The sequence below is a fragment of the Streptomyces sp. NPDC001634 genome (assembly GCF_040298185.1).
Taxonomy (GTDB): Bacteria; Actinomycetota; Actinomycetes; order Streptomycetales; family Streptomycetaceae; genus Streptomyces.
In genome coordinates this window covers 39602-62204 of record NZ_JBEOZU010000045.1, presented here as the reverse complement: position 1 = coordinate 62204, position 22603 = coordinate 39602, and the positions used below count along the sequence as shown (strand labels likewise).

The 22603-nt window shown below is 70.6% G+C and carries 17 protein-coding genes and 5 pseudogenes; 13 read left to right on the top strand and 9 right to left on the bottom strand.

Going from position 1 to position 22603, the window contains the following annotated elements:
* Positions 1-10 precede the first annotated feature (10 nt).
* Together ppdK and ABT186_RS27630 are read left to right on the top strand one after the other, a co-directional pair.
* The gene (gene ppdK / locus ABT186_RS27635; RefSeq protein ID WP_351231561.1) at positions 11-2695 is read left to right on the top strand and encodes a pyruvate, phosphate dikinase; all 2685 of its coding nucleotides are present in this window, start codon (positions 11-13) and stop codon (positions 2693-2695) included.
* Between the two features lie 7 nt (positions 2696-2702).
* On the top strand, positions 2703-3716 hold the full coding sequence (locus ABT186_RS27630; RefSeq protein ID WP_351927339.1) for a 2-hydroxyacid dehydrogenase: 1014 nt from the start codon (positions 2703-2705) through the stop codon (positions 3714-3716).
* A 77-nt stretch (positions 3717-3793) separates the two neighbouring features.
* Here ABT186_RS27630 and ABT186_RS27625 read toward each other — a convergent pair whose 3' ends face one another.
* A complete protein-coding gene (locus ABT186_RS27625; RefSeq protein ID WP_351927349.1) occupies positions 3794-4198 on the bottom strand; it encodes an SDR family oxidoreductase in 405 nt (134 codons plus the stop codon).
* Between the two features lie 365 nt (positions 4199-4563).
* On the opposite strand from ABT186_RS27625, the gene ctaD reads away from it, so the two are divergent.
* The 4 genes from ctaD to ABT186_RS27600 all read left to right on the top strand — a co-directional run bounded on the left by ctaD (position 4564) and on the right by ABT186_RS27600 (position 9815).
* Complete coding sequence (gene ctaD, locus ABT186_RS27615; protein WP_502973337.1) at positions 4564-6210, top strand: aa3-type cytochrome oxidase subunit I; 1647 nt, start codon at positions 4564-4566, stop codon at positions 6208-6210.
* A gap of 3 nt (positions 6211-6213) precedes the next feature.
* The gene (locus tag ABT186_RS27610; RefSeq protein WP_351927337.1) at positions 6214-6810 is read left to right on the top strand and encodes a hypothetical protein; all 597 of its coding nucleotides are present in this window, start codon (positions 6214-6216) and stop codon (positions 6808-6810) included.
* A gap of 136 nt (positions 6811-6946) precedes the next feature.
* Positions 6947-7945, top strand: coding sequence for an Acg family FMN-binding oxidoreductase (locus tag ABT186_RS27605; protein WP_351231567.1), 999 nt, complete (start codon positions 6947-6949; stop codon positions 7943-7945).
* Between the two features lie 280 nt (positions 7946-8225).
* Positions 8226-9815, top strand: coding sequence for an oleate hydratase (locus ABT186_RS27600; RefSeq protein ID WP_351927335.1), 1590 nt, complete (start codon positions 8226-8228; stop codon positions 9813-9815).
* 159 nt (positions 9816-9974) lie between these two features.
* Here the strand turns inward: ABT186_RS27600 and ABT186_RS27595 are convergent.
* A pseudogene (locus tag ABT186_RS27595) lies at positions 9975-10107 on the bottom strand (hemin transporter); the annotation flags it as partial.
* Between the two features lie 32 nt (positions 10108-10139).
* Between ABT186_RS27595 and ABT186_RS27590 the strand changes: the two are divergent.
* Together ABT186_RS27590 and ABT186_RS27585 are read left to right on the top strand one after the other, a co-directional pair.
* A complete protein-coding gene (locus tag ABT186_RS27590) occupies positions 10140-11174 on the top strand; it encodes a globin domain-containing protein (protein ID WP_351927333.1) in 1035 nt (344 codons plus the stop codon).
* Positions 11175-11375: 201 nt separating this feature from the next.
* Positions 11376-11837, top strand: coding sequence for a MerR family transcriptional regulator (locus tag ABT186_RS27585; protein WP_351231573.1), 462 nt, complete (start codon positions 11376-11378; stop codon positions 11835-11837).
* A 77-nt stretch (positions 11838-11914) separates the two neighbouring features.
* Here the strand turns inward: ABT186_RS27585 and ABT186_RS27580 are convergent.
* The 6 genes and pseudogenes from ABT186_RS27580 to ABT186_RS27555 form a co-directional block, all read right to left on the bottom strand.
* A pseudogene (locus ABT186_RS27580) lies at positions 11915-12193 on the bottom strand (DUF6457 domain-containing protein); the annotation flags it as partial.
* 113 nt (positions 12194-12306) lie between these two features.
* Positions 12307-12942 carry a vitamin K epoxide reductase family protein gene (locus ABT186_RS27575; protein WP_351237691.1) on the bottom strand — a complete coding sequence of 212 codons (636 nt, stop codon included), beginning with the start codon at positions 12940-12942 and terminating at the stop codon, positions 12307-12309.
* Positions 12939-13712: a respiratory nitrate reductase subunit gamma gene (narI, locus tag ABT186_RS27570; protein ID WP_351237693.1), complete on the bottom strand. Its 774-nt coding sequence runs from the start codon at positions 13710-13712 to the stop codon at positions 12939-12941. Before narI ends, ABT186_RS27575 begins: the two co-directional genes overlap by 4 nt.
* Positions 13709-14323 (bottom strand): annotated as a pseudogene (gene narJ / locus ABT186_RS27565) (nitrate reductase molybdenum cofactor assembly chaperone); the annotation flags it as partial. The pseudogene narJ and the gene narI, both read right to left, overlap by 4 nt.
* 1 nt (position 14324) lies before the next feature.
* Positions 14325-14894 (bottom strand): annotated as a pseudogene (locus ABT186_RS27560) (molybdopterin dinucleotide binding domain-containing protein); the annotation flags it as partial.
* Positions 14858-15292 carry a hypothetical protein gene (locus tag ABT186_RS27555; RefSeq protein WP_351237695.1) on the bottom strand — a complete coding sequence of 145 codons (435 nt, stop codon included), beginning with the start codon at positions 15290-15292 and terminating at the stop codon, positions 14858-14860. The gene ABT186_RS27555 and the pseudogene ABT186_RS27560, both read right to left, overlap by 37 nt.
* 400 nt (positions 15293-15692) lie before the next feature.
* On the opposite strand from ABT186_RS27555, the gene ABT186_RS27550 reads away from it, so the two are divergent.
* Both ABT186_RS27550 and ABT186_RS27545 read left to right on the top strand, forming a co-directional pair.
* Entirely contained in the window at positions 15693-16346 is a 654-nt protein-coding gene (locus ABT186_RS27550; protein ID WP_351230603.1) for a radical SAM protein, read from the top strand.
* 5 nt (positions 16347-16351) lie between these two features.
* A complete protein-coding gene (locus tag ABT186_RS27545; protein WP_351230605.1) occupies positions 16352-16963 on the top strand; it encodes a hypothetical protein in 612 nt (203 codons plus the stop codon).
* Between the two features lie 544 nt (positions 16964-17507).
* Here ABT186_RS27545 and ABT186_RS27540 read toward each other — a convergent pair.
* Positions 17508-18173, bottom strand: a complete 666-nt coding sequence (locus ABT186_RS27540; protein ID WP_351927331.1) for a hypothetical protein — start codon at positions 18171-18173, stop codon at positions 17508-17510.
* A 221-nt stretch (positions 18174-18394) separates the two neighbouring features.
* On the opposite strand from ABT186_RS27540, the pseudogene ABT186_RS27535 reads away from it, so the two are divergent.
* From ABT186_RS27535 to ABT186_RS27525, 3 genes and pseudogenes are all read left to right on the top strand, one after another.
* Positions 18395-19336: pseudogene (locus tag ABT186_RS27535) on the top strand (MFS transporter); the annotation flags it as partial.
* Positions 19337-19354: 18 nt separating this feature from the next.
* Positions 19355-19828 carry a hemerythrin domain-containing protein gene (locus ABT186_RS27530; protein ID WP_351230611.1) on the top strand — a complete coding sequence of 158 codons (474 nt, stop codon included), beginning with the start codon at positions 19355-19357 and terminating at the stop codon, positions 19826-19828.
* Positions 19829-20151: 323 nt separating this feature from the next.
* Complete coding sequence (locus ABT186_RS27525; RefSeq protein ID WP_351230613.1) at positions 20152-22536, top strand: phosphoketolase family protein; 2385 nt, start codon at positions 20152-20154, stop codon at positions 22534-22536.
* Positions 22537-22603: the final 67 nt, after the last annotated feature.

Here is a 22603-nt window from a genome sequence, read left to right as displayed (position 1 = left end):
CGAGAGCGCGATGAGCACACCGACGAAGTACGTGTACGAATTCTCCGAGGGCAGCCGGGAGATGGCCGATCTGCTCGGCGGCAAGGGAGCCGGCCTGGCCGAGATGACCCGGCTCGGGCTGCCGGTGCCCCCGGGCTTCACCGTCACGACCGAGGCCTGCAAGACCTATCTGGCGACGGGAGAGGAGGGGCCCGAACTCGGCATCGGGGAAGCCCGCGCCCTGGCCCGCCTGGAGCGGGCCATGAGCCGCACGCTCGGGGCGCCGGACGATCCGCTGCTGGTGTCCGTACGGTCGGGGGCCCGGTTCTCGATGCCCGGGATGATGGAGACGATCCTCGACATCGGCCTGAACGACGAGTCGGTCGCCGGGCTGGCCAAGGCGTCCGGGCAGGAGCGGTTCGCGTGGGACTCCTACCGGCGGCTTGTGCAGATGTTCGGCCGGACGGTGATGGGCGTGAACGGTGACCTGTTCGAACAGGCCATCGCCGCGCACAAGACGCAGCGCGGGACGCGCGACGACCACGACCTCGACGCCGGGGAACTCGCGCTCCTCACCGAGGAGTTCAAGGCGATCATCCGCCGGGAGACAGGTGAGGACTTCCCCCAGGATCCTGTCGAGCAGCTCCAGCGCGCCATCCGAGCAGTCTTCGAATCCTGGAACGGCGAGCGCGCCCGCGTCTACCGTCGTCGCGAGCACATCCCCGACGACCTCGGCACCGCCGTCAACGTCCAGGTGATGGTCTTCGGCAACCTCGGCCCCGACTCGGGCACCGGCGTCGCCTTCACCCGCGACCCGGCCACCGGAGCGCGGGGGATGTACGGCGACTACCTGCCCGAGGCACAGGGCGAGGACGTCGTCGCCGGCGTCCGCGACGCGGTACCCCTGGACGAACTGAAGGTCCTCGACCCCCGCTCGTACGTCGAGCTCGGCGACCACCTGCGCACCCTGGAGAACCACTACCGGGACCTGTGCGACGTCGAGTTCACCGTCGAGCGCGGCCGGCTGTGGATCCTCCAGACGCGGGTCGGCAAGCGCACCGCCGAGGCCGCCTTCCGCATCGCCCACGACCTGCGCGAGGAGAAGACGATCACGGCCGACGAGGCACTGGCCCGGGTGGACGGTGCCGAACTGACCCGGCTGATGTTCCCCCGCTTCGACACCACCCCCGCCGACGTACCCCTCGCGCACGGCGTGCCCGCCTCACCGGGGGCGGCGGTCGGCGTCGTCGTCTTCGACTCCGCCGAGGCGCAGCGCCGGGCCGCCACCGGGCAGGACACCATCCTCGTACGCCGTGAGACGACCCCCGACGACCTGCCCGGGATGATCGCCGCTCAGGCCGTCCTCACCAGTCGCGGAGGCAAGACCAGCCATGCCGCGGTCGTCGCCCGCGGCATGGGCAAGGTGTGCGTTTGCGGTGCCGAGTCCCTCAATGTCGACCCGGTCGCCCGTCGGCTCACAACGGAGGCGGGCGTCGTCGTACGCGAGGGCGACACCGTCTCCGTCGACGGAACCGCCGGCACGGTGCACCTCGGTGCGCTGCCGCTCACCGCGTCCGACGTCGGTCGCGCGCTGGAGACCGGCGAAAGCACCGGCCCGCTGACCGAGGCGGTCCTCGGAGCCCTCGCCCACGCGGACTCCGTACGCCGCCTCGAGGTGCGGGCCAACGCCGACACCCCCGAGGACGCCGTACGGGCCCGCAGGCTCGGCGCTCAGGGAATCGGCCTGTGCCGCACCGAGCACATGTTCCTCGGCGACCGCAGGACGCTGGTCGAGGCGATGATCCTTGCCCGCGACGACACCGCGCGGGAGCGGGCTCTGGCGGCGCTTCTGCCACTCCAGCGGGCGGACTTCACCGGCATCCTCACAGCGATGGACGGGCTGCCTGTGACCATCCGGCTCATCGACCCGCCGTTGCACGAGTTCCTGCCCGACCGTACGGAGCTGGCCGTTCGCCTGGCGAGCGCCACCCACCCGGACCCCCACGACCGCGAACTGCTCGACACCGTCGAGCGGATGCACGAGCAGAACCCGATGCTGGGCCTGCGCGGCGTACGGCTCGGCCTGGCCGTCCCCGGTCTCATGGCCATGCAGGTCCGGGCGGTCGCCGAGGCAGTCGTCCACCGCCTGCGCGAGGGCGGCCGGCCGCGCGCCGAGATCATGATCCCGCTCGTCGGAACGGTCGAGGAACTCCGGCCGGCCCGCGCCGAAGCGGAGCGTGTGCTCGCCGAGGTCGCGGCCGAGACCGGCGAGCCCCTGGACCTCCCGATCGGCACGATGATCGAACTGCCCCGTGCGGCCCTGACCGCGGGACGCATCGCCGAAGCAGCCGACTTCTTCTCCTTCGGCACCAACGACCTGACCCAGACGACCTGGGGGCTGTCCCGCGACGACGCCGAGGCGTCCTTCTTCCCGCTGTACCTGGAGAAGGGGATCTTCACCGTGTCCCCCTTCGAGACGATCGACCAGGAAGGCGTCGGCAGGCTCGTGGAATTGGCCGTCGAGGCCGGCCGCGCCGTCAACTCCCGTCTGGAGACCGGAGTGTGCGGCGAGCACGGCGGCGACCCGGAGTCCATCCACTTCTTCCACCGGACGGGCCTCGACTACGTCTCCTGCTCACCCTTCCGTATCCCGGCCGCCAGGCTGGAGGCGGGACGAGCGGCCCTCACGGACACCGAGACCAGTGACAGCAGGTGATGGCCGGATGGAGATCGTTGCGTATGGCGTTCTCAAGGACGAGGAGCCGTTGCTGAGGGAAGCGTTCGACAACGCCTTTGCCGGCGGTCATGAGCTGCGCTGCCTGGGACTGTTCCTGGACCGGGACACCGTGCCGACCGCCGCGGGCCATGAAGTCGTACTGAGCAGCGTCAACGACACCCTGGACGCCGAGGTTCTGCGCTCGCTGGCGAAGGGCGGCACCCGGATGATCGCCCGCCGGGCGACCGGTTACAACAACATCGACCTGACCGCCGCCGAGGAACTCGGGCTGACGGTTGCCCGGGTCTCGTACTACTCGCCGTATTCGGTCGCCGAGTTCGCCTGGACGCTGGCCCTGGCGGTCAACCGGCGGATCGTCCGGGCCGCGCACCGCACCCGGGAGTTCGATTTCCGTCTCGACGGGCTGATGGGCCGCGATCTGAGAGGCCGGACGGCCGGCGTGGCGGGCACCGGAAAGATCGGGGCCGCGTTCGCCCGGATCGCCCACGGGTTCGGCATGCGGCTGCTGGGCTGGGACGTCGCCGAAAATCCCGCCTGCCTCGCTCTCGGCATGGAGTACGTTCCGCGTGAGCGGCTGTTCGCCGAGGCGGACCTGGTCAGCCTGCACGTGCCGCTGCTGCCGGACACCCACCACCTCGTCGATGCCACGGCCCTGGCCCTGATGAAGGACGACGCGATCCTGGTCAACTCCAGTCGCGGTGGTCTCGTGGACACGGACGCCCTGCTGGAGACGCTGCGCGCCGGGCGGCTGAGCGGTGTCGGCCTCGACGTGTACGAGGAGGAGGCCGGCGTGTTCTTCCTGGACAAATCGCTGGAGGTGATGACGGACGAACGCCTCGCGAGGCTGATGACCTTCAGCAACGTCCTGGTCACCTCGCACCAGGCGTACTTCACCAGGGACGCCGTCGGCCAGATCGCCCGGACCACCGCGGCCAACATCGGGGACTACTTCGAGGGCCGCTCCGGCGACAACACGCTCGTCCGCCCCGAGACAGTCTGAAAGAGCGTGCTGTCCCCGTTGCCGGCGATTCCTGCACACCCGCCAGGGGCGACGCCGCCGTGCGGCCCTACCACCGGTCATTGGGCACTTGCGGCGGGACGGACGACGATTTCGTTGACGTCGACCTGCGATGGCTGGGACATGGCGTAGGCAATGGCCTCCGCGACGGCGGAGGCGGGCAGGGCGGCGACGATACCGTGCAGTGCTCCGCGCACGTTCACGTCGATCATGCGGTCCCACTCGTCGACCTTCAACGCTTCCAGCGGCGAGAGCGGCATTACTCCGGCGTTGTCGACCAACACGGCGAATCGGCCGTAGCGCTCGCGGGCGGCGGACACGAAGGCCCGCACATCGGCGGCATCCGTGACATCCAGCCGCTGGAACGCCGCAGTGCCGCCTGCGGCGGTGATCTCCCCGGTCAGCGCATCGGTGCGCGGCGCTCCAAGGGCTACACCCGCCTGGAACAGGGGCGCGAACGCCATTCCTCGGCCCAGGTACTCGACGCACTCGGCCGCGCCCTGCGACTGGGCCCCGACGCCCACGCGCACCTGCACCAGCTGGCCCGAACAGGCTCGGCCAGACCCCGAAACGACAGCGCCCGAGGTCGACCGAAGAGGGACCGTTGGGCCCCACCCCATGGCCGATCAGGGGCTGTTCGGCCCTATCCGGCCCGGGTACCCCTCCGACGATCATGAGGCGGCGGCAGGGAAGGGCCAGGCCCATCCCGCACCCACGGCACTTCCCGGCTCGTCGTCTACATGGCAGAAGGGGAGGACACCGTCCGGTGGACGAGACTCAGGAACAGCAGGTGGAGACCGTACGGCCCAGGGACGCGGCCGTGGTCTCCGTGACCGTAGGGACATCCGGGCGAACGGAGCAGGTGGCGGTCGTACGGCCGGCGTGGACGGAGTGGCTGACGACCACCGACCACAAGAAGATCGGGACGATGTACCTGGTCACCGCGTTCGTGTTCTTCATCGTGGGCGGTGTGATGGCGCTGCTGATGCGCGCCGAGCTGGCCCGTCCCGGCCTGCAGATCATGTCGAACGAGCAGTTCAACCAGGCGTTCACCATGCACGGCTCGATCATGCTGCTGATGTTCGCGATGCCGCTGTTCACCGGGTTCGCCAACTGGATCATGCCACTGCAGATCGGCGCCCCGGACGTCGCCTTCCCGCGGCTGAACATGCTCGCCTACTGGCTGTTCCTGTTCGGTTCGTCGATCGCGGCCTTCGGCTTTCTGACGCCCGGCGGCGCCGCCGACTTCGGCTGGTTCCTGTACGCCCCGCTGTCGGACGCCGTCCACTCGCCGGGGCTCGGCGCCGACCTGTGGATCATGGGTGTGGCGCTGTCCGGCTTCGGCTCGATCCTCGGTGCGGTCAACTTCATCACCACGATCGTCTGCATGCGTGCGCCGGGCATGACCATGTTCCGGATGCCGATCTTCACCTGGAACGTGCTGCTGACCGCCCTGCTGGTCCTCATCGTCTTCCCGGTCCTGGCCGCCGCGCTGTTCGCGCTCGAATGCGATCGCAAGTTCGGCAGCCACGTCTTCGACGCGGCCAACGGCGGCGCGCTGCTGTGGCAGCACCTGTTCTGGTTCTTCGGCCACCCGGAGGTCTACATCCTGGCGTTGCCGTTCTTCGGCATCGTCTCCGAGGTCATCCCGGTCTTCAGCCGTAAGCCGATGTTCGGCTACATGGGCCTCATCGGTGCGACGATCGCGATCGCGGGCCTGTCGGTGACGGTGTGGGCGCACCACATGTACGTCACGGGCGGCGTCCTGCTGCCGTTCTTCTCCTTCATGACCTTCCTGATCGCGGTGCCGACCGGGGTGAAGTTCTTCAACTGGATCGGCACCATGTGGAAGGGCTCGCTGTCCTTCGAGACACCGATGCTCTGGACCGTCGGCTTCCTGATCACCTTCGTCTTCGGCGGCCTGACCGGGGTGATCCTGGCGTCACCGCCGATGGACTTCCACCTCTCCGACTCGTACTTCGTCGTCGCACACTTCCACTACACGGTGTTCGGCACCGTCGTGTACGCGATGTTCGCCGGATTCCACTTCTGGTGGCCCAAGTTCACCGGCAAGATGCTCGACGAACGCCTCGGCAAGATCACCTTCTGGACGCTCACGGTCGGCTTCCACCTCACCTTCCTGGTACAGCACTGGCTGGGCGCCGAGGGCATGCCCCGACGGTACGCCGACTACCTTGCCGCCGACGGCTTCACCGCCCTCAACACACTTTCCACGATCGGGGCGTTCCTGCTCGGGCTGTCGATCCTGCCGTTCTTCTACAACGTCTGGAAGACCGCCAAGTACGGCAAGCCGGTCGACGTCGACGACCCATGGGGTTACGGCCGCTCCCTGGAATGGGCCACCTCCTGCCCGCCGCCGCGGCACAATTTCCTGTCCCTGCCGCAGATCCGGTCCGAGTCCCCGGCGTTCGACCTGCACCATCCGGAGATCGCCGCACTCGAGGCGGCGAGGTAGACCATGCCGCAAGCCGTTCTCGCCCTGGGAGCCGCAACGGTGACCGCAGCGGGATGCGTCTGGTACCTGCCGGCGCTTGCCGACCTGCGCGCCGGAGCCGACCGGCCCGTCTCCCGTCGCAGAGCCGCGGCGGCCTGCCTCAGCGGCTGGACCACGACCGGGATCGTCGCGGTACTGCTTTTCGTCTCCGACACGTGGTGGATTCCTTCCGCCGCGGCCGTGGTGGGCGTCGCACTCACGGCGGCCCTTCGGGCACGCGCGGCCGTGCAGCGCCGCCGCGAGACGCGCGAGGCCGCACGCGACTGGGCGGACCTGCGCCCCGGTCAGCACCCTCCCGATATCGATCGTGCCCGGCATGTCGTCGCCCTGCTCATCGGCATCGGTCTGGCTGCCGCCGTGGCCGCGACGACCCTCGCAGTGGTCGCAGAGCCCGAGCACGGAGAGGACTGGTGGGCGGTTCACGCCGTACCCTCCGCGGTCGTCGGGCTGTGCCTCACCATCGCGGCCGTGTATATGCGGGCGCTCAGCCGCCACCGTGCCGACGGAGGCGGTCGCCGGACTCGAACACCAGAACAGGTGAGGGGTCGGACATCAGGATGAGTCTCGACCCGGGGCTCGGAGATTCGCCGGGCTGCGGATGCCGTCCGGCGGATACTGGGAACGCGCTCCCTGAGCCTGTGGAGCCGGGGTACTCGCCTGGACGAGGCGAGACTGCGTGGTGTGCGAGGAGGGCGCTATGGACGCACAGCGGCTGGACGCGAAGACCGCGACCGCCCTGGTCGCCGCGGCCGTCCTTGCCCCGTCCATGCACAATGCGCAACCATGGCGCTTCCGGTTTGTGGCGAGCGACCGTGTCCTTCTGCTGTTTGCCGATCTCGACCGGGCCATGCCCCGCTCCGACCCCGGGAACCGGGCGTTGCACATCGGCTGTGGAGCGGCGCTGCTCAACCTGCGCGTCGCTGCCGTGCACGCCGGGTTCGACCCAGTGGTCCGGCTGCTGCCGGATCCCGCGGAGCCGCTGCTGCTCGCCGATGTCCAGCTGGGCGAAGCGCGTCGTACCTCCTCGGGTGTGGCCGACCTTTCGCGGCTGCATCCCGCGATCCGCGAGCGGCACACCAGCAGGCACCCCTTCGACGAGAAGGACATCCCGGAGGCCGTACGGGACGCGTTGCGGAGGGCAGCAGACCTCGAGGGAGCCGAGCTGCTGTTCCCCGGGCCCTGGCACGTGGAAACCCTGCTGGGCCTGGTCCACGACGCCGAGAGCCGTGACGCCCTGAATCCCGAGGGCATGGAGGATCTGGACCGCTGGACCCGGGTCGGCCCGGAGGCGGACACGGCCACCGACGGCGTACCGGACTACGCGTTCGGTCCCCGGGTGCGGGACGGCAAGGCTCCGATGCGGGACTTCGCCGGCCGTCGGCCGGTGGCCGACCGCGGCACCACCACCTTCGAGAGGAACCCTCACCTGGCGCTGCTCAGCACACCGGGCGATGCCCCCGCCGACTGGCTGTGTGCAGGGCAGGCGCTGGAACGCGTCCTGCTGGAGGCGACCCTGGCGGGACTTGCCGCCTCCCTGACCTCCCATGCCCTTGAGAGCCCGGATCTGCGGCTGATCGCCCGCGATCCAGTGGCCGGCAGAGGCCAGGTCCAGATGGTGCTGCGTCTGGGCTACGGACCCCAGGGCCCCACCACGCCCCGCCGTCCCGTCCGGGATGTCCTCGACATCGTCCAGTGAACGAGGCCCTCACAGGCGTGCGGTCATGACGCATGGGCTGAACCGCACTCCTCGTGGTTGCCTGGTGCAGGTCCTGGGCCCGTCGGCGCGTGACCAGGGACATCCGGCCCCTGCCCGTACCGCTTCCCCGCGAGTTGACTGACGGTCACAGGCGTCGGCCTCATTCCGTCGGCGTCGTGCCGTGCGTACACCCACGCCGCCTCACGGTCGGCGCCCCGCCGCACGGCTCCTGACCACAGTCGGCCGTCTGTTACAGCGGACGGCAGAACGGAGGGACGTCATGACCGACGCTCCGCAGCAGCCCCGGGCCTACCTCGTCGGCGGCGGCATCGCCTCGCTGGCAGCTGCTGCCTTCCTGATCCGCGACGGCGGCTTCCCCGGCGAGAACATCCACATACTCGAGGAACTCCCGGTCGCCGGCGGCTCCATGGACGGCCGCGGTGAGCCCGCCGGATACGTCACCCGGGGTGGGCGGATGCTGGAGGACGAGGCGTACACCTGCCTGTGGAACCTCCTGGACACGATTCCCACTCTGACCGATCCGTCGCTGTCGGTCCGCGAGGAGATTCGGCGGTTCAGCGCGAAGTGGCCCACGGACGCCAAGGCACGGCTGATCGGCAAGGGCACCACCGTGCTGGACGCTGCGGACTACGGCCTCGACGTCCGCGACCGTCTGGAGCTGACCCGGCTGCTCGTGCTTCCGGAGGCGGTGATCGGGGCCCGCCGGATCGAGGACTTCTTCTCCCCGCACTTCTTCGAGACCAACTTCTGGGCGATGTGGCGCACCACCTTCGCCTTCCAGAACTGGCACAGCGCCATCGAGCTCAGGCGCTACTTCCTGCGCTTCATGCAGGAGTTCCCGCGGATGCACACCTTGGCGGGCGTACGCCGCACCCGGCTCAACCAGTACGACTCGATCATCCGCCCGCTGCAGGCCTGGCTGGAGGCCCACGGGGTGCGCTTCGAGCACGGTGTGCGGGTCACGGACGTCGACTTGACCACCGAGGAGGACGGCACCCGGCGGGTGCGACGTCTGCGCTTCGACCGCGCCGGGCAGCCCGACGCGTACGACCTGGGGAACACCGACTACGCCTTCCTCACCCTCGGCTCGATGACCGCTGACGCCGCCTACGGCAGCGACGACCGCGCCCCCGAGGTGATCCGCGACAAGCGCGACGGCGGCTGGCGCCTGTGGGAGACCATAGCCGCCAAGGCCGACGACTTCGGACACCCCGCCGCCTTCAACGGCAACGTGGACGAGGCAAAGTGGGAGTCCTTCACCCTCACCATGCGCAGCCCGCTGCTGCTGCACCGCATCGAGGAGCTGTCCGGCAACCTCCCCGGCACCGGCGCGCTGATGACGTTCAAGGACTCCAACTGGCTGATGTCCATCGTCGTGCCGCACGCGCCGCACTTCGAGGGACAGCCCGAGGACGTCTACACCCTGTGGGGCTACGGGCTCTTCGTCGACAACGACGGCGACTTCGTCGGCAAGCCGATGGCGCGGGCCACCGGCCGGGAGATCCTCACCGAACTCCTCGGCCACCTCGGCCTGTCCGACATCGAGGACCAGGCCGCGGCGACCACGACCGTCATCCCGGTGATGCTGCCCTACATCACCAGCCAGTTCGCCCCACGCACTACCCACGACCGGCCGCTGGTCATCCCGCGCGGCGCGGCGAACTTCGCCTTCCTCGGCCAGTTCACCGAGGTCCCGGAGGACGTCGTCTTCACTGTCGAGTACTCCGTCCGCGGCGCCATGCACGCCGTCTACGGCCTCCTCGGCCTCCACGACGAGATCCCCGGCATCCACCACGCCCTCGCCGACCCGAAGACGGCCTTCGGCGCGCTCAAGGCCGCTCTGGCTTGAGCCGCCCGTCCGGAGCCCGTGCCAAACAGCGCACAGGGGTCGGACCGACGGGCCCTTTCCTCAGGGAAATTCGGCCCTCTTCGCAATGACGGCTCCGCCGGAATGATCGACGTGCCGGTCGGATCCACCCTGCCCGCCGTCGGCGGTGCCCTGGACGCCGGCGATGGATCCGGCCAGGGCTTGGCGCTGCTCGCCGCTGGCGTGGTTACCACGGTTGAACAGGCCGTCCAGCAGTTCAGGCTGCTTCGGCGAACATGGTGCCGTAGAAGCGCGCCGTGATCTCACGAAGGATCCCGGCTGTGACAGTGAGCACCGTCCCTCCCCGTGCCTACATCTCAGAGGAGCTTTGCGCAGGCCCTGCTGGCCAACCCCGACGCCCGCCCGGACGCTCTTCTGTCCCGGATCGCCCACAAGCACGCGGCGCTCGGCGTCAGCGAGGACCAGTACACGATCGTCCACAAGTACCTCTTCCGCGCCATCGGCGACGTGCTGGGCGAGGCGGTCACCCCCGAGGTGGCCGGGGCCTGGGACGAGGTGTACTGGCTGATGGCCGGCGCGCTCATCGCCCAGGAGGCCCGCCTCTACCAGGAGGCACAAGTGGACCCGCGCAAGCCGTGGCGGCAGTGGACCGTGGTGGAGCGGCGGGAGGAAACCCCGGACGTGGCCTCCTTCCTGCTGCGCCCGGCCGACGACGGCCCCCTGCCCCGGGCGCGGGCCGGCCAGTACGTCAGCGTCCGGGTGCTCATGCCCGACGGCATCCACCAGACCCGCCCGTACACCCTGTCCAACGCTCCCGGCGACCGGCTGCGGCGTATCACCGTCAATCGGGTGGCCAGCGTTGCCGACGCACCCGAGGGCGAGGTCTCCAACCAGCTGCACCGCACCGTACGAGTCGGCGACGAGCTCACCCTGTCGGCCCCGTTCGGGGACGTGGTTCTCGACGACTCCGACGCCCCGCTGGTGCTGGTCTCCGCCGGCATCGGCTGCACCCCGATGGCCGGCATGCTCGAACACCTCGCCGCCACCGGTTCGTCCCGTCCGGTGTGGGTCCTGCACGCCGACCGCACCCCGGCCGACCACGCCCTGCGCGCCGAGACCGTCCGTCTGGTGGAGCAACTGTCCGACGCGCGCGCGGAGTTCTGGTACGAACGGGACGCAACCGAGGGACCCGGCTCCCCAACGGGCCTGATGGACCTCGACGGCCTGGGCCTGCCCGCCGACGCCGACGTATACCTGTGCGGCTCGCTCCCCTTCATGCGCGCTGTCCGCACCCAGCTGCTCCAGGCCGGCGTCCCCACACGCCATATCCGCTACGAGGTCTTCGGCCCCGACCTGTGGCTCACCCATGCCGAGGGCTGACACCGCACAACGCCGTGCCGCGAGTGAGTGGCACACGCTCAGCCCCGACACACCGGTGCCGGGGCTGACTGTGCGGTGAGAAGGCCGAAGCAAGCGAACCACCGCGCGCGCGGTCCGTCGCCGTCCTCACGGCTGCCGCGCACGCGGCCTGGCCGGGGAGCTGCTTGCAGCTGCCCCAGGGGCAGGGCTGACGATGGGCGCATGCGAGATCTGACGGTCATCGGGGAGTTCGCCGCCCGCAGCCGGCTGAGCCACAAGGCGCTTCGGCTCTACGCGGACAAGGGCCTGCTCGTGCCCGCCCATGTGGATCCCCGCAGCCGCGTGCGGTACTACGAGGCCGAGCAGTCGGAGACTACTGGCGGCGCTGCGATCGGGAGAGCGTATCTGCGCACGGCAGGCGCATGCCGGTCCGGACCGGTGTTCGCCGTCTACCACGGGCCTGTCCACGAGGACGGCAACGGCCCGGTCGAGGTCTGTGTTCCGACGGTTGCTCCGATCGAGCCCGTCGGCCGCATCGGAGTGCGCGTCGAGCCGGCGCATCGGCAGGCCTGCATTCGAACTGCGCAAGGAGCAGAGCGAGTATCCAACGGTGGCAGGGGCTTTCGGGGCCGTTGGCTACGGCCGCCGAGGTCTGTTCGGGGCCCGGCTCCCGGAGCCCCATGACTGAGCCGGCACCTGCGGGAGCTCTTCCGACGATGCCGACAAGGCCCCCGGGACAGTGCTCCCGGGGGCCTTGGGCGTCAGTGGCGAGGGGAAGGACCGGTCATGCAGCCCCGGGGCCGCGGTGCGCCGGCCCACCAGGCCGCGAGTTCTTCCGCGCGCCTGGCGGCGGCGGCCACCGCGTCAGGACCGCCCCCCGCACGCCCCGCCGCGTATCCGACCAGGAAGGTCGAGAGCGGAGCGGCCGGCCGGGCCACGCCATGAGCGGCGTCACCCGCGAGGCGGAGGAGGAGGGCCCGGTCGACCTCGAGGTCGATGCCCAGGTCGGCCTTCACGGCGGCGGTCCACTCCGCCAGCACCTCGTCCATGATCATTGTCCTTTCGTCCAATGTCCTTTGGCTCTCCGGCTGTTACGTCCTTGCGGCCCGTGGGCCGACCGGTGGCCCCGGCCGGCCCACGGACAGGTGGCCGGTCACAGCAGGCTGCTCCAGTACGGCCAGAACCGGGTCAGCACGAGCAGCGCGATCACCCCGTACCAGCCGCCGAGCAGCAACCAGTGCGTATCCCGGAGGAAGACGACGACGCCGTGCGGAACCGGCAGAATCCCGTGGCTCACGCAGTGCAGCGTCACGTACCAGAACAGGGCGATGGTGACGACCCAGACCACGGCGCAGTAGGGGCAGATCTTGCCCAGCTCGTACAGCGACTGCGCCATCAGCCAGTGCACGAAAAGGACCCCCGCCAGCGCCCCCGCGTCCAGCGCGAGCCACAGCCACCGGCGCAGGCGGCTCCCGGTGAGCACGGCCGCGCCCAGGACGGCCACGGCGGCGAAGGCCCCCAGGCCCAGCAGCATGTTGGGGAAGCCGAACAGGCTGCCCTGCGCGCTGGACATGACGCTGCCGCAGTTCACCACCGGGCTGATGTTGCAAGGCGGTTGGTAGGCGGGGTTCTTGAGCAGACGCCAGTCGTCCACGGTGAGCTGGAAGGAGGCGAGCCAGCCGAGCAGCCCGGTCAGGAGCATGACCAGGCCCGTGGTGCGGCTCGCGCCCGACCCGTGCGTGCGCCGCACGGCCGTGATGTCCGCAGTACGGGCCTGTTCGCGGGTCACGCGGCGCGCCGCGAGGAACGGGCCGGCCGGCCGTGGAGCTGCCCGGTCGAACGGGCCGTCGACGGGGTCCGCCGCCGGTAGACCAGATACGGCCGGGCGAGGTACCCGATCGGGACGCTCCACACGTGCACCAGCCGGGTGAACGGCCAGGCGGCGAAGAGCAGGCAGGCGGTCAGGGCGTGCAGCTGGAACAGCAGCGGAGCACCGGCGATCGCCTCGGGCTGCGGCTGGAGCGTGAAGACGCCGCGGAACCAGACGGAGACGGTCTCCCGGTAGTCGTAGCCTCCGCCGAACACGTTGTGCGCGGCGGTGGCGCTGATGCCCAGCAGGACGGTGGCGGACAGCAGCGGGAACAGCAGCTTGTCGCTGCGGTCGGTGCCCAGCCGGATCCGGCGGGTCAGCAGGCGGCGGGCGCACAGCATGCCGAGTCCGGTGACCATGGCGACGCCCGCCACCGAACCCGCCCAGACGGCCGTCGTGTGGTAGGTGTGCTCGCTGATGCCGGCGGCCCCGGTCCACGAGGCGGGTACGGCGAGCCCCACGACATGTCCGGCGATCACCATGAAGGCACCCAGGTGGAACAGCGGGCTGCCCCAGCGCAGCCAACGGTGTTCGAGGAGCCGGCTGGTGCGGGAGGTCCAGCCGAACTGGTCCTGCCGGTAGCGCCAGATGTGCCCGACGACGAACACGGCCAGGCAGATGTACGGAAACGCGACCCACAGCAGCAGGTCGGTGCCGCTGGTGGTGGCGAGGGAGGCGGCGGTGCTCATCGGTGGCCTTCCGGGGAGGACAGGGGCGGCATGAGGGTCGGCGGGGCCTGCTCGGGCGGGACGAAGGCGCCGGGCGGGGCGAACTCCCCGCTCCCGTACGGATCGAGGCCGACGTCCTCGTTGGGCGGTCCCTGGGCGGCCAGCTCGGCCACCGCCCGCAGATCGGCTTCGGTCGCCGGAGGGAGCAGGCTGAGCAGGGCGGCCAGAACGTGCCGGTAGGCGGAGTCCGTGTCGGTCAGCGCCCGGTGGATCAGCTCAAGGCCGCGCCAGTGCTGGCGCAGCGGAACCTCGCCGACGCCCGGCCCGGTCAGCGCCGCGAACTCCAGGACGACCGGGAGGTGGTCGGGGAGTTCCCCGCCGTCGGTGTCCCAGCCGGCCGCCCGGTACCGCTGGGCCAGGGTGAGCAGGGCCATGCCGCGGCGGCGGGTGTCGCCGTGCAGGTAGTAGGTGAGGTACAGGCTGCTCTTGCGACGCAGGTCGAACATCTCGACGTAGTGGCGTTCCAGCGCGTCGGGTTCCTGCGCGGTGAACCAGGCGGTGAAGGCGGCCAGTTCGGTGGTGGCCTCCGAAGGCGCCAGCGCCTCCGGGGTGGCGGTGATCACCGGCCGGGCGGGAGTTGTGGATACCGCCGTGCCTGCCGCTGACCTCGGTCTTCGGCACGTTCACGTTGCGGTCCTGGGCGTGGTACATGTACACCGTGCCCTCGGGCATACGGTGGGTGACCACGGCGCGGGCGGCGACGACGCCGTTGCGGTTGTAGGCCTCGATCCACTCGTTGTCCTTCACGCCGATCTTCTCGGCGTCGGCGGTGGACATCCAGATGACCGGGCCGCCGCGGGACAGGTCGAGCATGTACTTGTTGTCCTGGTAGTTCGAGTGGATGGACCACTTGGAGTGCGGGGTGAGGTAGCGGACCGTCACCTCGGCCCGCCCGTCGCCCAGGTGCTCGTTGCCGTAGTGCCGCGGCGTGTTCAACGGCGCCCGGTAGACGGGGAGTTGCTCACCCATTTCGGCGATCCAGTCGTGCTGGACGAAGAAGTGCTGGCGTCCGGTGAGGGTGTGCCAGGGCTTCTTGTGCTCGACGTTGATGACGAACGGCGAGTAACGGCGCCCGCCGGTCTCCGAGCCCGACCACTCGTAGGACGTCATGACGGCACGCGGCTGGGTGCGGGTGTCGGCGACAGCAGCGTGCCGCGCACATACGGGTAGCGGACGCGGCTCGGCGAGTATGGGTACCAGGAGAAGGAAGCCCCGCGCGGGCAGCCGCGCGGCTCGTACTCCGGGCAGTCCGCGCCGATCGACGGATAGTCGGTGGCCTGGTGCTCCCAGGTGATGATGCCGTCCTTGACGTACACCATCCACGAGCAGGAACCGGTGCAGTTCACCCCGTGCGTGGAGCGCACCACCTTGTCGTGCGCCCAGCGGTCCCGGTAGAAGCCCTCCCACTTCGGGTCGCCTGCAGCGAAGACAGCGCGGCCGTCCGCCGAGATCTCGCGCCTGGTCAGCAGCCTGCGGGCGGCCAGCGGCCAGCCCTCGCCTGCGCGCCGCTGCGACCGGCGCGCGATCTTGTCGTTCTCCATGGCCACGACGCTAGGTATTGGCCCCGCTCGGAGCCTGGGGCCGAACGGCCCTGTCCCGGAGACCTTCCGGCCCGACCTCAGCTGCGTCGTCGGGACCCTGGTCCCTGCCGGCCCGTCCGGCCCTGCCGTGATCACCGGAACAAGGGACCCTAGGCCCCTGGCGATGGGCTCATCGGCCGCCGCGCCGATGCCGTCCGATGCCGGATGCTGACTGCCGACCGATCCGGAGGTGTCCCGTGTACGACCACACCGAGCGCCCGTGCGGCTGTCTCCACCGCCGTCCCCCGTGGCGGGCGCCACACACGGGCCGGACCGGTCACCGTCCGGCCGCCTGCCACGTCTGCTCTGACTCCCGGGCGGCCGGACGCACGATACGTACGAACCCGGCACGGAGGGCCCGGTGAGCGACGCCCGAGCGATCCGCCGACAGCACCAGAACGTGGCGGACAAGCCGTTCATCGTCATCTGGGAGTCCACCCGCGCCTGCCCGCTGGCCTGCCTGCACTGCCGAGCCGAGGCCGTGCCCGACCGGGACCCGCGTGAGCTGGGCACTGCCGCCGCGCAGGGACTGCTCCGTCAGGTCGCCGCATTCGGGCAGCCCGCCCCGTTGTTCGTGGTCACCGGCGGGGACCCGTTCCAGCGACCCGACCTGGTGGAGTTGATCGAGTACGGCGAAGAGGCGGGCGTCCGCGTCGCCGTTTCCCCGTCCGGCACCCCCACCCTCACCCCGGACCGGCTGCGGGCCGTGCACGCGGCGGGTGCGGTCGGGCTCTCGCTGAGCCTGGACGGCTCCACGGCCGAGCTGCACGACGGATTCCGCGGGGTACCCGGGGTGTACCGCTGGACCCTCGACGCGTGGGACACCGCCCGCGCACTCGGCATGAAGGTGCAGATCAACACCACGGTCGCCCGGCACAACCTCCATGACCTCCTGGACATCGTCCGCCTGGTCGTCGAGCACGGCGCGATGCTGTGGAGCGCCTTCTTCCTGGTGCACACCGGCCGCGGCCGCCGGCTCGGCGTGCCCACCCCGCCGAGACGGAGGACGTCCTGAACTTCGTGTACGACGTGGGACTGACCGTGCCCGCCAAGACGACCGAAGTGCACCACTTCCGCCGCGTCGCACTCCAGCGGAAGGTGCTGGCGAACGCCGGCGAGGACCATGTCGCGGTGCTGGGACTCGGGCCGCTGTACCGGCGATTGCGCGACCGCGCTGTCGAGTTGGGCCTCGATGCCGGAGGACGCCGGGCGCGTCGACCGCCGCTGGACGTCAACGCGGGCCGCGGATTCGTCTTCATCTCGCACACCGGAACCGTGCACCCCAGCGGCTTCCTGCCACTGGGCGCGGGCAGCGTACGCGAGACACCCCTGACCGAGATCTACCGCACCTCACAGCTGTTCACCGGGCTGCGGGACGCCGACCGGCTGGGCGGCCGGTGCGGATCGTGCGAGTTCCGCCGCGTCTGCGGCGGCTCCCGCTCCCGTGCCTACGGCGTCACCGGCGACCCGTTCGCCGAGGAGCCCTGGTGCGGCTACCGGCCCGGGTCCTTCCCCTACCAGCGGGAACTGGCCGCGCTGCTGGCCAGCGGCGCCGCTCCGGCACATGCCGCCGACCCGCCGGTTCACCACCCTTTGCGCGAACAACTTGCAGAGCAACAGGAAGCCATGTGACCAGCCAGCTTGATCGCCCCGAAGCCACCGATGGCCGGTATCCCAGCAGGTTCAGGCAGTCCGGGCTGAAGGCCCGTCATCTGCGCCCCCATGTCGCGGTGGTGGCGTGGGCGGGCCTGGCACTGCTGGCGGCGAGCTCCCAGCAGTCGCTGCCCGTCGCCCGCTGGCCGGCAATCCACCTGTTCCTGCTCGGCGCCGCCACCACCGCCATCGTCGTCTCGAGCGAACACTTCGCTGTCGCCCTGCTGCACGCCCGGCGTCCCGACGAACGGTGGAGTGATGCCCGGCTGGCCGCGGTCAACCTGGCCGTGGTCGGTGTGCTGATCGGTGTGTGGGCGGACTGGCCGACCCTGACCGGCGCCGCGTGCGCGCTGCTGGTGGCCGCGGTGACTGCCCACTTGGTGGTGCTGGTGCGCATGAGCCGTGGCGCGCTCGGCGGACGTCTGGCCCCCGTCGTCGGCTTCTACCGGGCTGCCGCGGCGGCACTGATCGCCGGCGCGGTGCTGGGCGGCCTGCTCGCCACCGGTCAGGCAGGTCCGCGGTACTACGCCGGGCTGCGGCTGGCCCACATCCACGCAACCCTGCTGGGGTGCCGGTCGGTACTGGGCACCCTGTTCATGCTCTGGCCCACCGTGCTGGGCGTACGCATGGCCGAGCGCACCACCCGGGTCACGCGCCGGGTGCTGGGGCTGACCGGGGGCGGACTGCTGGCCGCAGTGGTCGCACTGGCGGCCGGGTGGCCCTTGCCCGCCTTGACCGGTGTCACGGCGTACGCCGTCGGCGTGGCCGTGGCGATGGAGCTGTTCACCCGCACGGTGCAGGGGAGGCGTCCGGTGTCGTCGGCGGCCGCCTGGATGCTGGGCGCGGCTGCCGGATGGCTGTGCGTCGCCCTGGCGGCGGATGCGGGAATCCTGGCCGACGTGCCACTCACAGAGGCAGGAGAGGGCGTCGGATCCCTGGTTCCGGTGCTGCTCATCGGGTTCGTCGCGCAGGTCCTCATCGGCGCCCTGACGTACCTGCTGCCGATCGTGCTGGGCAACGGCCCGAAGGAGCGGGCCACCCTGCGGGCAGTGCTGGAGCGGGGCTGGTCGACCCGGTTGGTGGCCTTCAACGCCGGCGTCGCGCTGCTGGCGCTGCCGCTGCCCGATCCCGCCGGCACAGCGGGCGTGCTGCCGGCCGCGGCTGCCGGAGTGGCGTTCCTCGCTCTCACGGGCCGTGTCCTCATGCGAGGTTCCCTCGGGGGCAGAGGGAGCGGCTCGTCGCGACGGCCGGTCCTGCTGGGCACCGCGGCGGGCGCCGTACTGATCGTGGCGGCCGTGCTGATCGCGAACAGCGGCGGCAACACCGACCGGTCGACCGTCGCTGCCGGGACAGGCAGCGATCCCACCATCGTTACGCGCACGGTCGACGTCACCCTGGCCGGCATGCGCGGTGCTCTACCTCGGTCTGGCCGGGCACTCCTCGCTCACCTCCCTGCTGGTGGGAGGGTTCTTCCTCGGCATGGGCGGCACTGCCCTCGCGGTCGGCGTGCCCTTCGTCAACGCCTGGTTCCCCCCGGAGCGGCGAGGTCTGGCCATCGGCCTCTTCGGGGCCGGCATGGGAGGCACCGCGATCAGCGCGCTGACCACGGTCAAGCTGGTGAAGGCGCACGGAATGGCCAACCCCTTCGTGATCACCGCCGCGCAGCTGGCCGTCTACGCGGTGGTGGCCGCCCTGGTGCTGCGGGACGCGCCCGGCCGTACGGTCCCCACCGAACCCCTGGCCCGTCGTCTGGCCGCCACCCTGAAGCTCGGGATCACCTGGCAGGCGTCCACCCTGTACGCGGTGGCTTTCGGCGGCTACGTCGCCTTCTCCGTCTACCTGCCCACCTATCTGAAGACCGGCTACGGCGTGGCTCAGGCGGACGCGGCGAACCGGATGGCCGGCTTTGTGCTGCTGGCGGTCGCGATGCGCCCGATCGGCGGCTGGCTGTCGGACCGGATCGGCCCGGTACGGGTGCTGGCCGGGGCGCTGACCGTGGTCTTCGCCGGAGCCTTCGTCCAGTCGTTCACGCTGTCCCTGGCCCCCGTGGGGACGGTCGCGTTCCTGGCCATGGCGGCCGCGCTCGGCGCGGGCAGCGGCGCCGTGTTCGCTCTGGTCGCGCTTCTCGCCCCGGCGAACAAGGTCGGCTCGGTCACCGGCGTCGTCCGCGCCGCGGGCGGCCTCGGCGGCTTCGTCCCGCCGCTGGTGATGGGCTCGCTGTACGGCGCCTACGGCTCGTACGCGATCGGACTGGTGCTCCTCGCAGCGGTGGCCGCCGCGGCCCTGGCCTTCACCGGGACGGGCGTGCGCCAGGCGCTCACCCGGCGCGTCCCCGCAGCCCAGACACACTGATCAGGAGAGGACCGCACGATGTGTGAGTACTGCGGCTGCCAGGCACTGGAATCCATCGACCAGCTGACCCTGGAGCACGAGACGGTGGTGAATCTCATCGGCCAGGTGCGCGACGCCCACCGTGACGGCAAGATCGCGTACATGGCGGAGCTGGCCCGGGAGATGGCGGCCGTGCTGGGCCCGCACACCCAGGTGGAGGAGCACGGCCTGTTCGCGGCGTTGGCCGCCGACTTCCCCGAGAAGATCGCCGCACTGGAGGACGAGCACCGCCGTATCGAGGCAGTGCTGGCCGAGGCGAACGGACCGTTCCTGACCGACCCGGACTGGCCGGCGCGGCTGATCGCGGCCCTCGATCTGCTGCGCGACCACATTCTCAAGGAACAGGACGGCGTCTTCCCGGCCGCACTGGCGTACCTGAGCACCGAACAGTGGGAAGCCGTCGAGGCGGTTCGCGCCCGGGCCGGCACCCGCATGCCGGAGTCGTCCACCTGACCTGACCTCCCCCTCCTGGTCCCACCCGTCCGCCCGGCGCAACCTCTGCCGCCGGGCGGACTGCTGCCATGCGGACCACGGTCGCCGGAGAAATCCCGGGGTCCGAGAAATCTTCCGGCTGCACCTCGATCGCTTCCAGGACGTCCAGCCCGGCTGCCCGACGTGCGGGCCGAACCGCGGCGGGGATGCTCCGTTTGGTTCCTTCCGGAGCGGGGTGTGGCCCGAACGGCCCTGTCGGGCACCCGGCGCGTCGGCGGAGGGTGGGTTGTACAGACCGGCACGCACGACACCCCGACCGCTGTCCCGACACGGAAGGAATCCCGATGTCCGTCGACACACAGCAGGCGCCTGCCCGGCTGGAGGACGACGAGCTGAGGTCGCTGGACGCCCACTGGCGCGCCGCGAACTATCTCTCCGTCGGCCAGATCTACCTCATGGCCAACCCCCTGCTGACCGAACCGCTGCGCCCGGAACACATCAAGCCGCGACTGCTGGGCCACTGGGGCACATCCCCCGGCCTGAACCTGGTGCACACCCACCTCAACCGCGTCATCAGGGCCCGCGACCTGGATGCCCTGTGCATTTGGGGCCCCGGTCACGGCGGACCCGCCGTGCTCGCCAACTCCTGGCTGGAGGGCTCCTACTCGCAGAGGTACCCCGACATCACGCGCGACGCGGCGGGCATGGCACAGCTCTTCAGGCAGTTCTCCTTCCCCGGCGGCGTCCCCAGCCATGTCGCGCCCGAGACACCCGGCTCGATCCATGAGGGCGGCGAACTCGGCTATTCGCTCTCCCACGCCTACGGCGCCGCGCTCGACAACCCGGACCTGCTGGTCGCCTGCGTGATCGGCGACGGCGAGGCGGAGACCGGACCGCTGGCAGCGTCCTGGCACTCCAACAAGTTCCTCGACCCGGTGGACGACGGCGCCGTCCTGCCGATCCTGCACCTCAACGGCTACAAGATCGCGAACCCGACGGTGCTGGCCCGGCTCCCCGAGGCCGAGCTCGACCACCTGCTCAAGGGCTACGGCCACGATCCGATCCATGTCACCGGTGACGACCCGGCGGTCGTGCACCGCGCGATGGCACAGGCCATGGACACCGCCCTGGACCGCATCGCCGCGCTCCAGCGCGCCGCCCGCGAGGACGGTGTCACCGAGCGGCCGCGCTGGCCGGTGATCGTGCTGCGCACCCCGAAGGGGTGGACCGGCCCTGCCGAGGTCGACGGCCTGCCCGTGGAGGGCACCTGGCGCTCTCATCAGGTTCCGCTGGCCGCCGTCCGGGACAATCCCGAGCACCTGCGGCTGCTGGAGCAGTGGATGCGTTCGTACCGGCCGGAGGAGCTGTTCGACGAGCAGGGCGCCCCGCGCCCCCACGTGCTGGCCTGCATCCCCGAGGGGGCGCGCCGGCTGGGCGCCACTCCCCACGCCAACGGTGGCTTGCTGCTGCGCGAGCTGCCCCTGCCGCCGCTGGAGCGGCACGCCATCGAGGTCGACAAGCCGGGCGCCACCCTGCACGAGCCGACCCGCGTCCTCGGCGACCTGCTGCAGGACGTCATGCAGGCCACCGCCGATCGCCGCGACTTCCGCCTCGTCGGCCCCGACGAGACGGCCTCCAACCGTCTTCAGGCCGTCTACGCGGCCAGCGGCAAAGCCTGGCAGGCCGGCACACTAGACGTGGACGAACACCTCGACCGGCACGGCCGGGTGATGGAGATCCTGTCCGAACACACCTGCCAGGGCTGGCTGGAGGGCTACCTCCTCACCGGCCGGCACGGGCTGTTCTCGTGCTACGAGGCATTCGTCCACATTGTCGACTCGATGGTCAACCAGCACGTCAAGTGGCTGCGTACCACCCGCCGTCTGCCGTGGCGGGCCCCCATCGCCTCGCTCAACTACCTGCTGACCTCGCATGTGTGGCGGCAGGACCACAACGGTTTCTCCCACCAGGACCCCGGCTTCGTCGACCACATCCTCAACAAGAGCCCGGAGGCGGTACGGGTCTACCTGCCGCCGGACGCCAACACCCTGCTGTCGGTGGCCGACCACGTGCTGCGCAGCAAGGACTACGTGAACGTGATCGTGGCCGGCAAGCAGCCCTGCTTCGACTGGCTGTCGATGGAGGAAGCGAAGGTGCACTGTGCGCGCGGCGCGGGCATCTGGGAGTGGGCCGGAACCGAGGACGGCTCGCGGGAACCGGACGTGGTGCTGGCCTGCGCGGGCGACGTGCCCACCCAGGAGGTGCTGGCCGCCGCCCAGCTGCTGCGCCGGCACCTGCCCGAGCTGGCCGTGCGGGTCGTGAACGTCGTGGACATCGCGCGGCTGCTGCCCAGTGAGGAACACCCCCACGGGATGACCGACTTCGAGTACGACGGGCTGTTCACCCCCGACAAGCCGGTGATCTTCGCCTACCACGGCTACCCGTGGCTGATCCACCGCCTGGCCTACCGGCGCACCGGTCACCATCATCTGCACGTGCGCGGCTACAAGGAGATCGGCACCACGACCACGCCGTTCGACATGGTGGTCCGCAACGACCTCGACCGCTACCGCCTCGTGATGGACGTCATCGACCGCGTCCCCGGCCTCGCGGTCCGCTCGGCGGCCGTACGTCAGCACATGGAGGACGCCCGCCAGCGCCACCACGTCTGGATCCGCGAGCACGGCATGGACATGCCGGAGGTCGCCGACTGGACGTGGGACGGCTGAGCAGCGGTCACGGCGGCGACTGAGGCGCGCATGTGAAGTGTGCCGACCAGCCGCGCGTCAGCGTTCA

Bases quoted from the DNA above. Each gene is read 5' to 3' on its own strand.
- ppdK (WP_351231561.1), top strand. From the start codon at position 11: ATGAGCACACCGACGAAGTACGTGTACGAATTCTCCGAGGGCAGCCGG.
- ABT186_RS27630 (WP_351927339.1), top strand. From the start codon at position 2,703: ATGGAGATCGTTGCGTATGGCGTTCTCAAGGACGAGGAGCCGTTGCTG.
- ABT186_RS27625 (WP_351927349.1), bottom strand. From the start codon at position 4,198: ATGGCGTTCGCGCCCCTGTTCCAGGCGGGTGTAGCCCTTGGAGCGCCG.
- ABT186_RS27610 (WP_351927337.1), top strand. From the start codon at position 6,214: ATGCCGCAAGCCGTTCTCGCCCTGGGAGCCGCAACGGTGACCGCAGCG.
- ABT186_RS27605 (WP_351231567.1), top strand. From the start codon at position 6,947: ATGGACGCACAGCGGCTGGACGCGAAGACCGCGACCGCCCTGGTCGCC.
- ABT186_RS27600 (WP_351927335.1), top strand. From the start codon at position 8,226: ATGACCGACGCTCCGCAGCAGCCCCGGGCCTACCTCGTCGGCGGCGGC.
- ABT186_RS27585 (WP_351231573.1), top strand. From the start codon at position 11,376: ATGCGAGATCTGACGGTCATCGGGGAGTTCGCCGCCCGCAGCCGGCTG.
- narI (WP_351237693.1), bottom strand. From the start codon at position 13,712: ATGAGCACCGCCGCCTCCCTCGCCACCACCAGCGGCACCGACCTGCTG.
- ABT186_RS27555 (WP_351237695.1), bottom strand. From the start codon at position 15,292: ATGGAGAACGACAAGATCGCGCGCCGGTCGCAGCGGCGCGCAGGCGAG.
- ABT186_RS27530 (WP_351230611.1), top strand. From the start codon at position 19,355: ATGTGTGAGTACTGCGGCTGCCAGGCACTGGAATCCATCGACCAGCTG.
- ABT186_RS27525 (WP_351230613.1), top strand. From the start codon at position 20,152: ATGTCCGTCGACACACAGCAGGCGCCTGCCCGGCTGGAGGACGACGAG.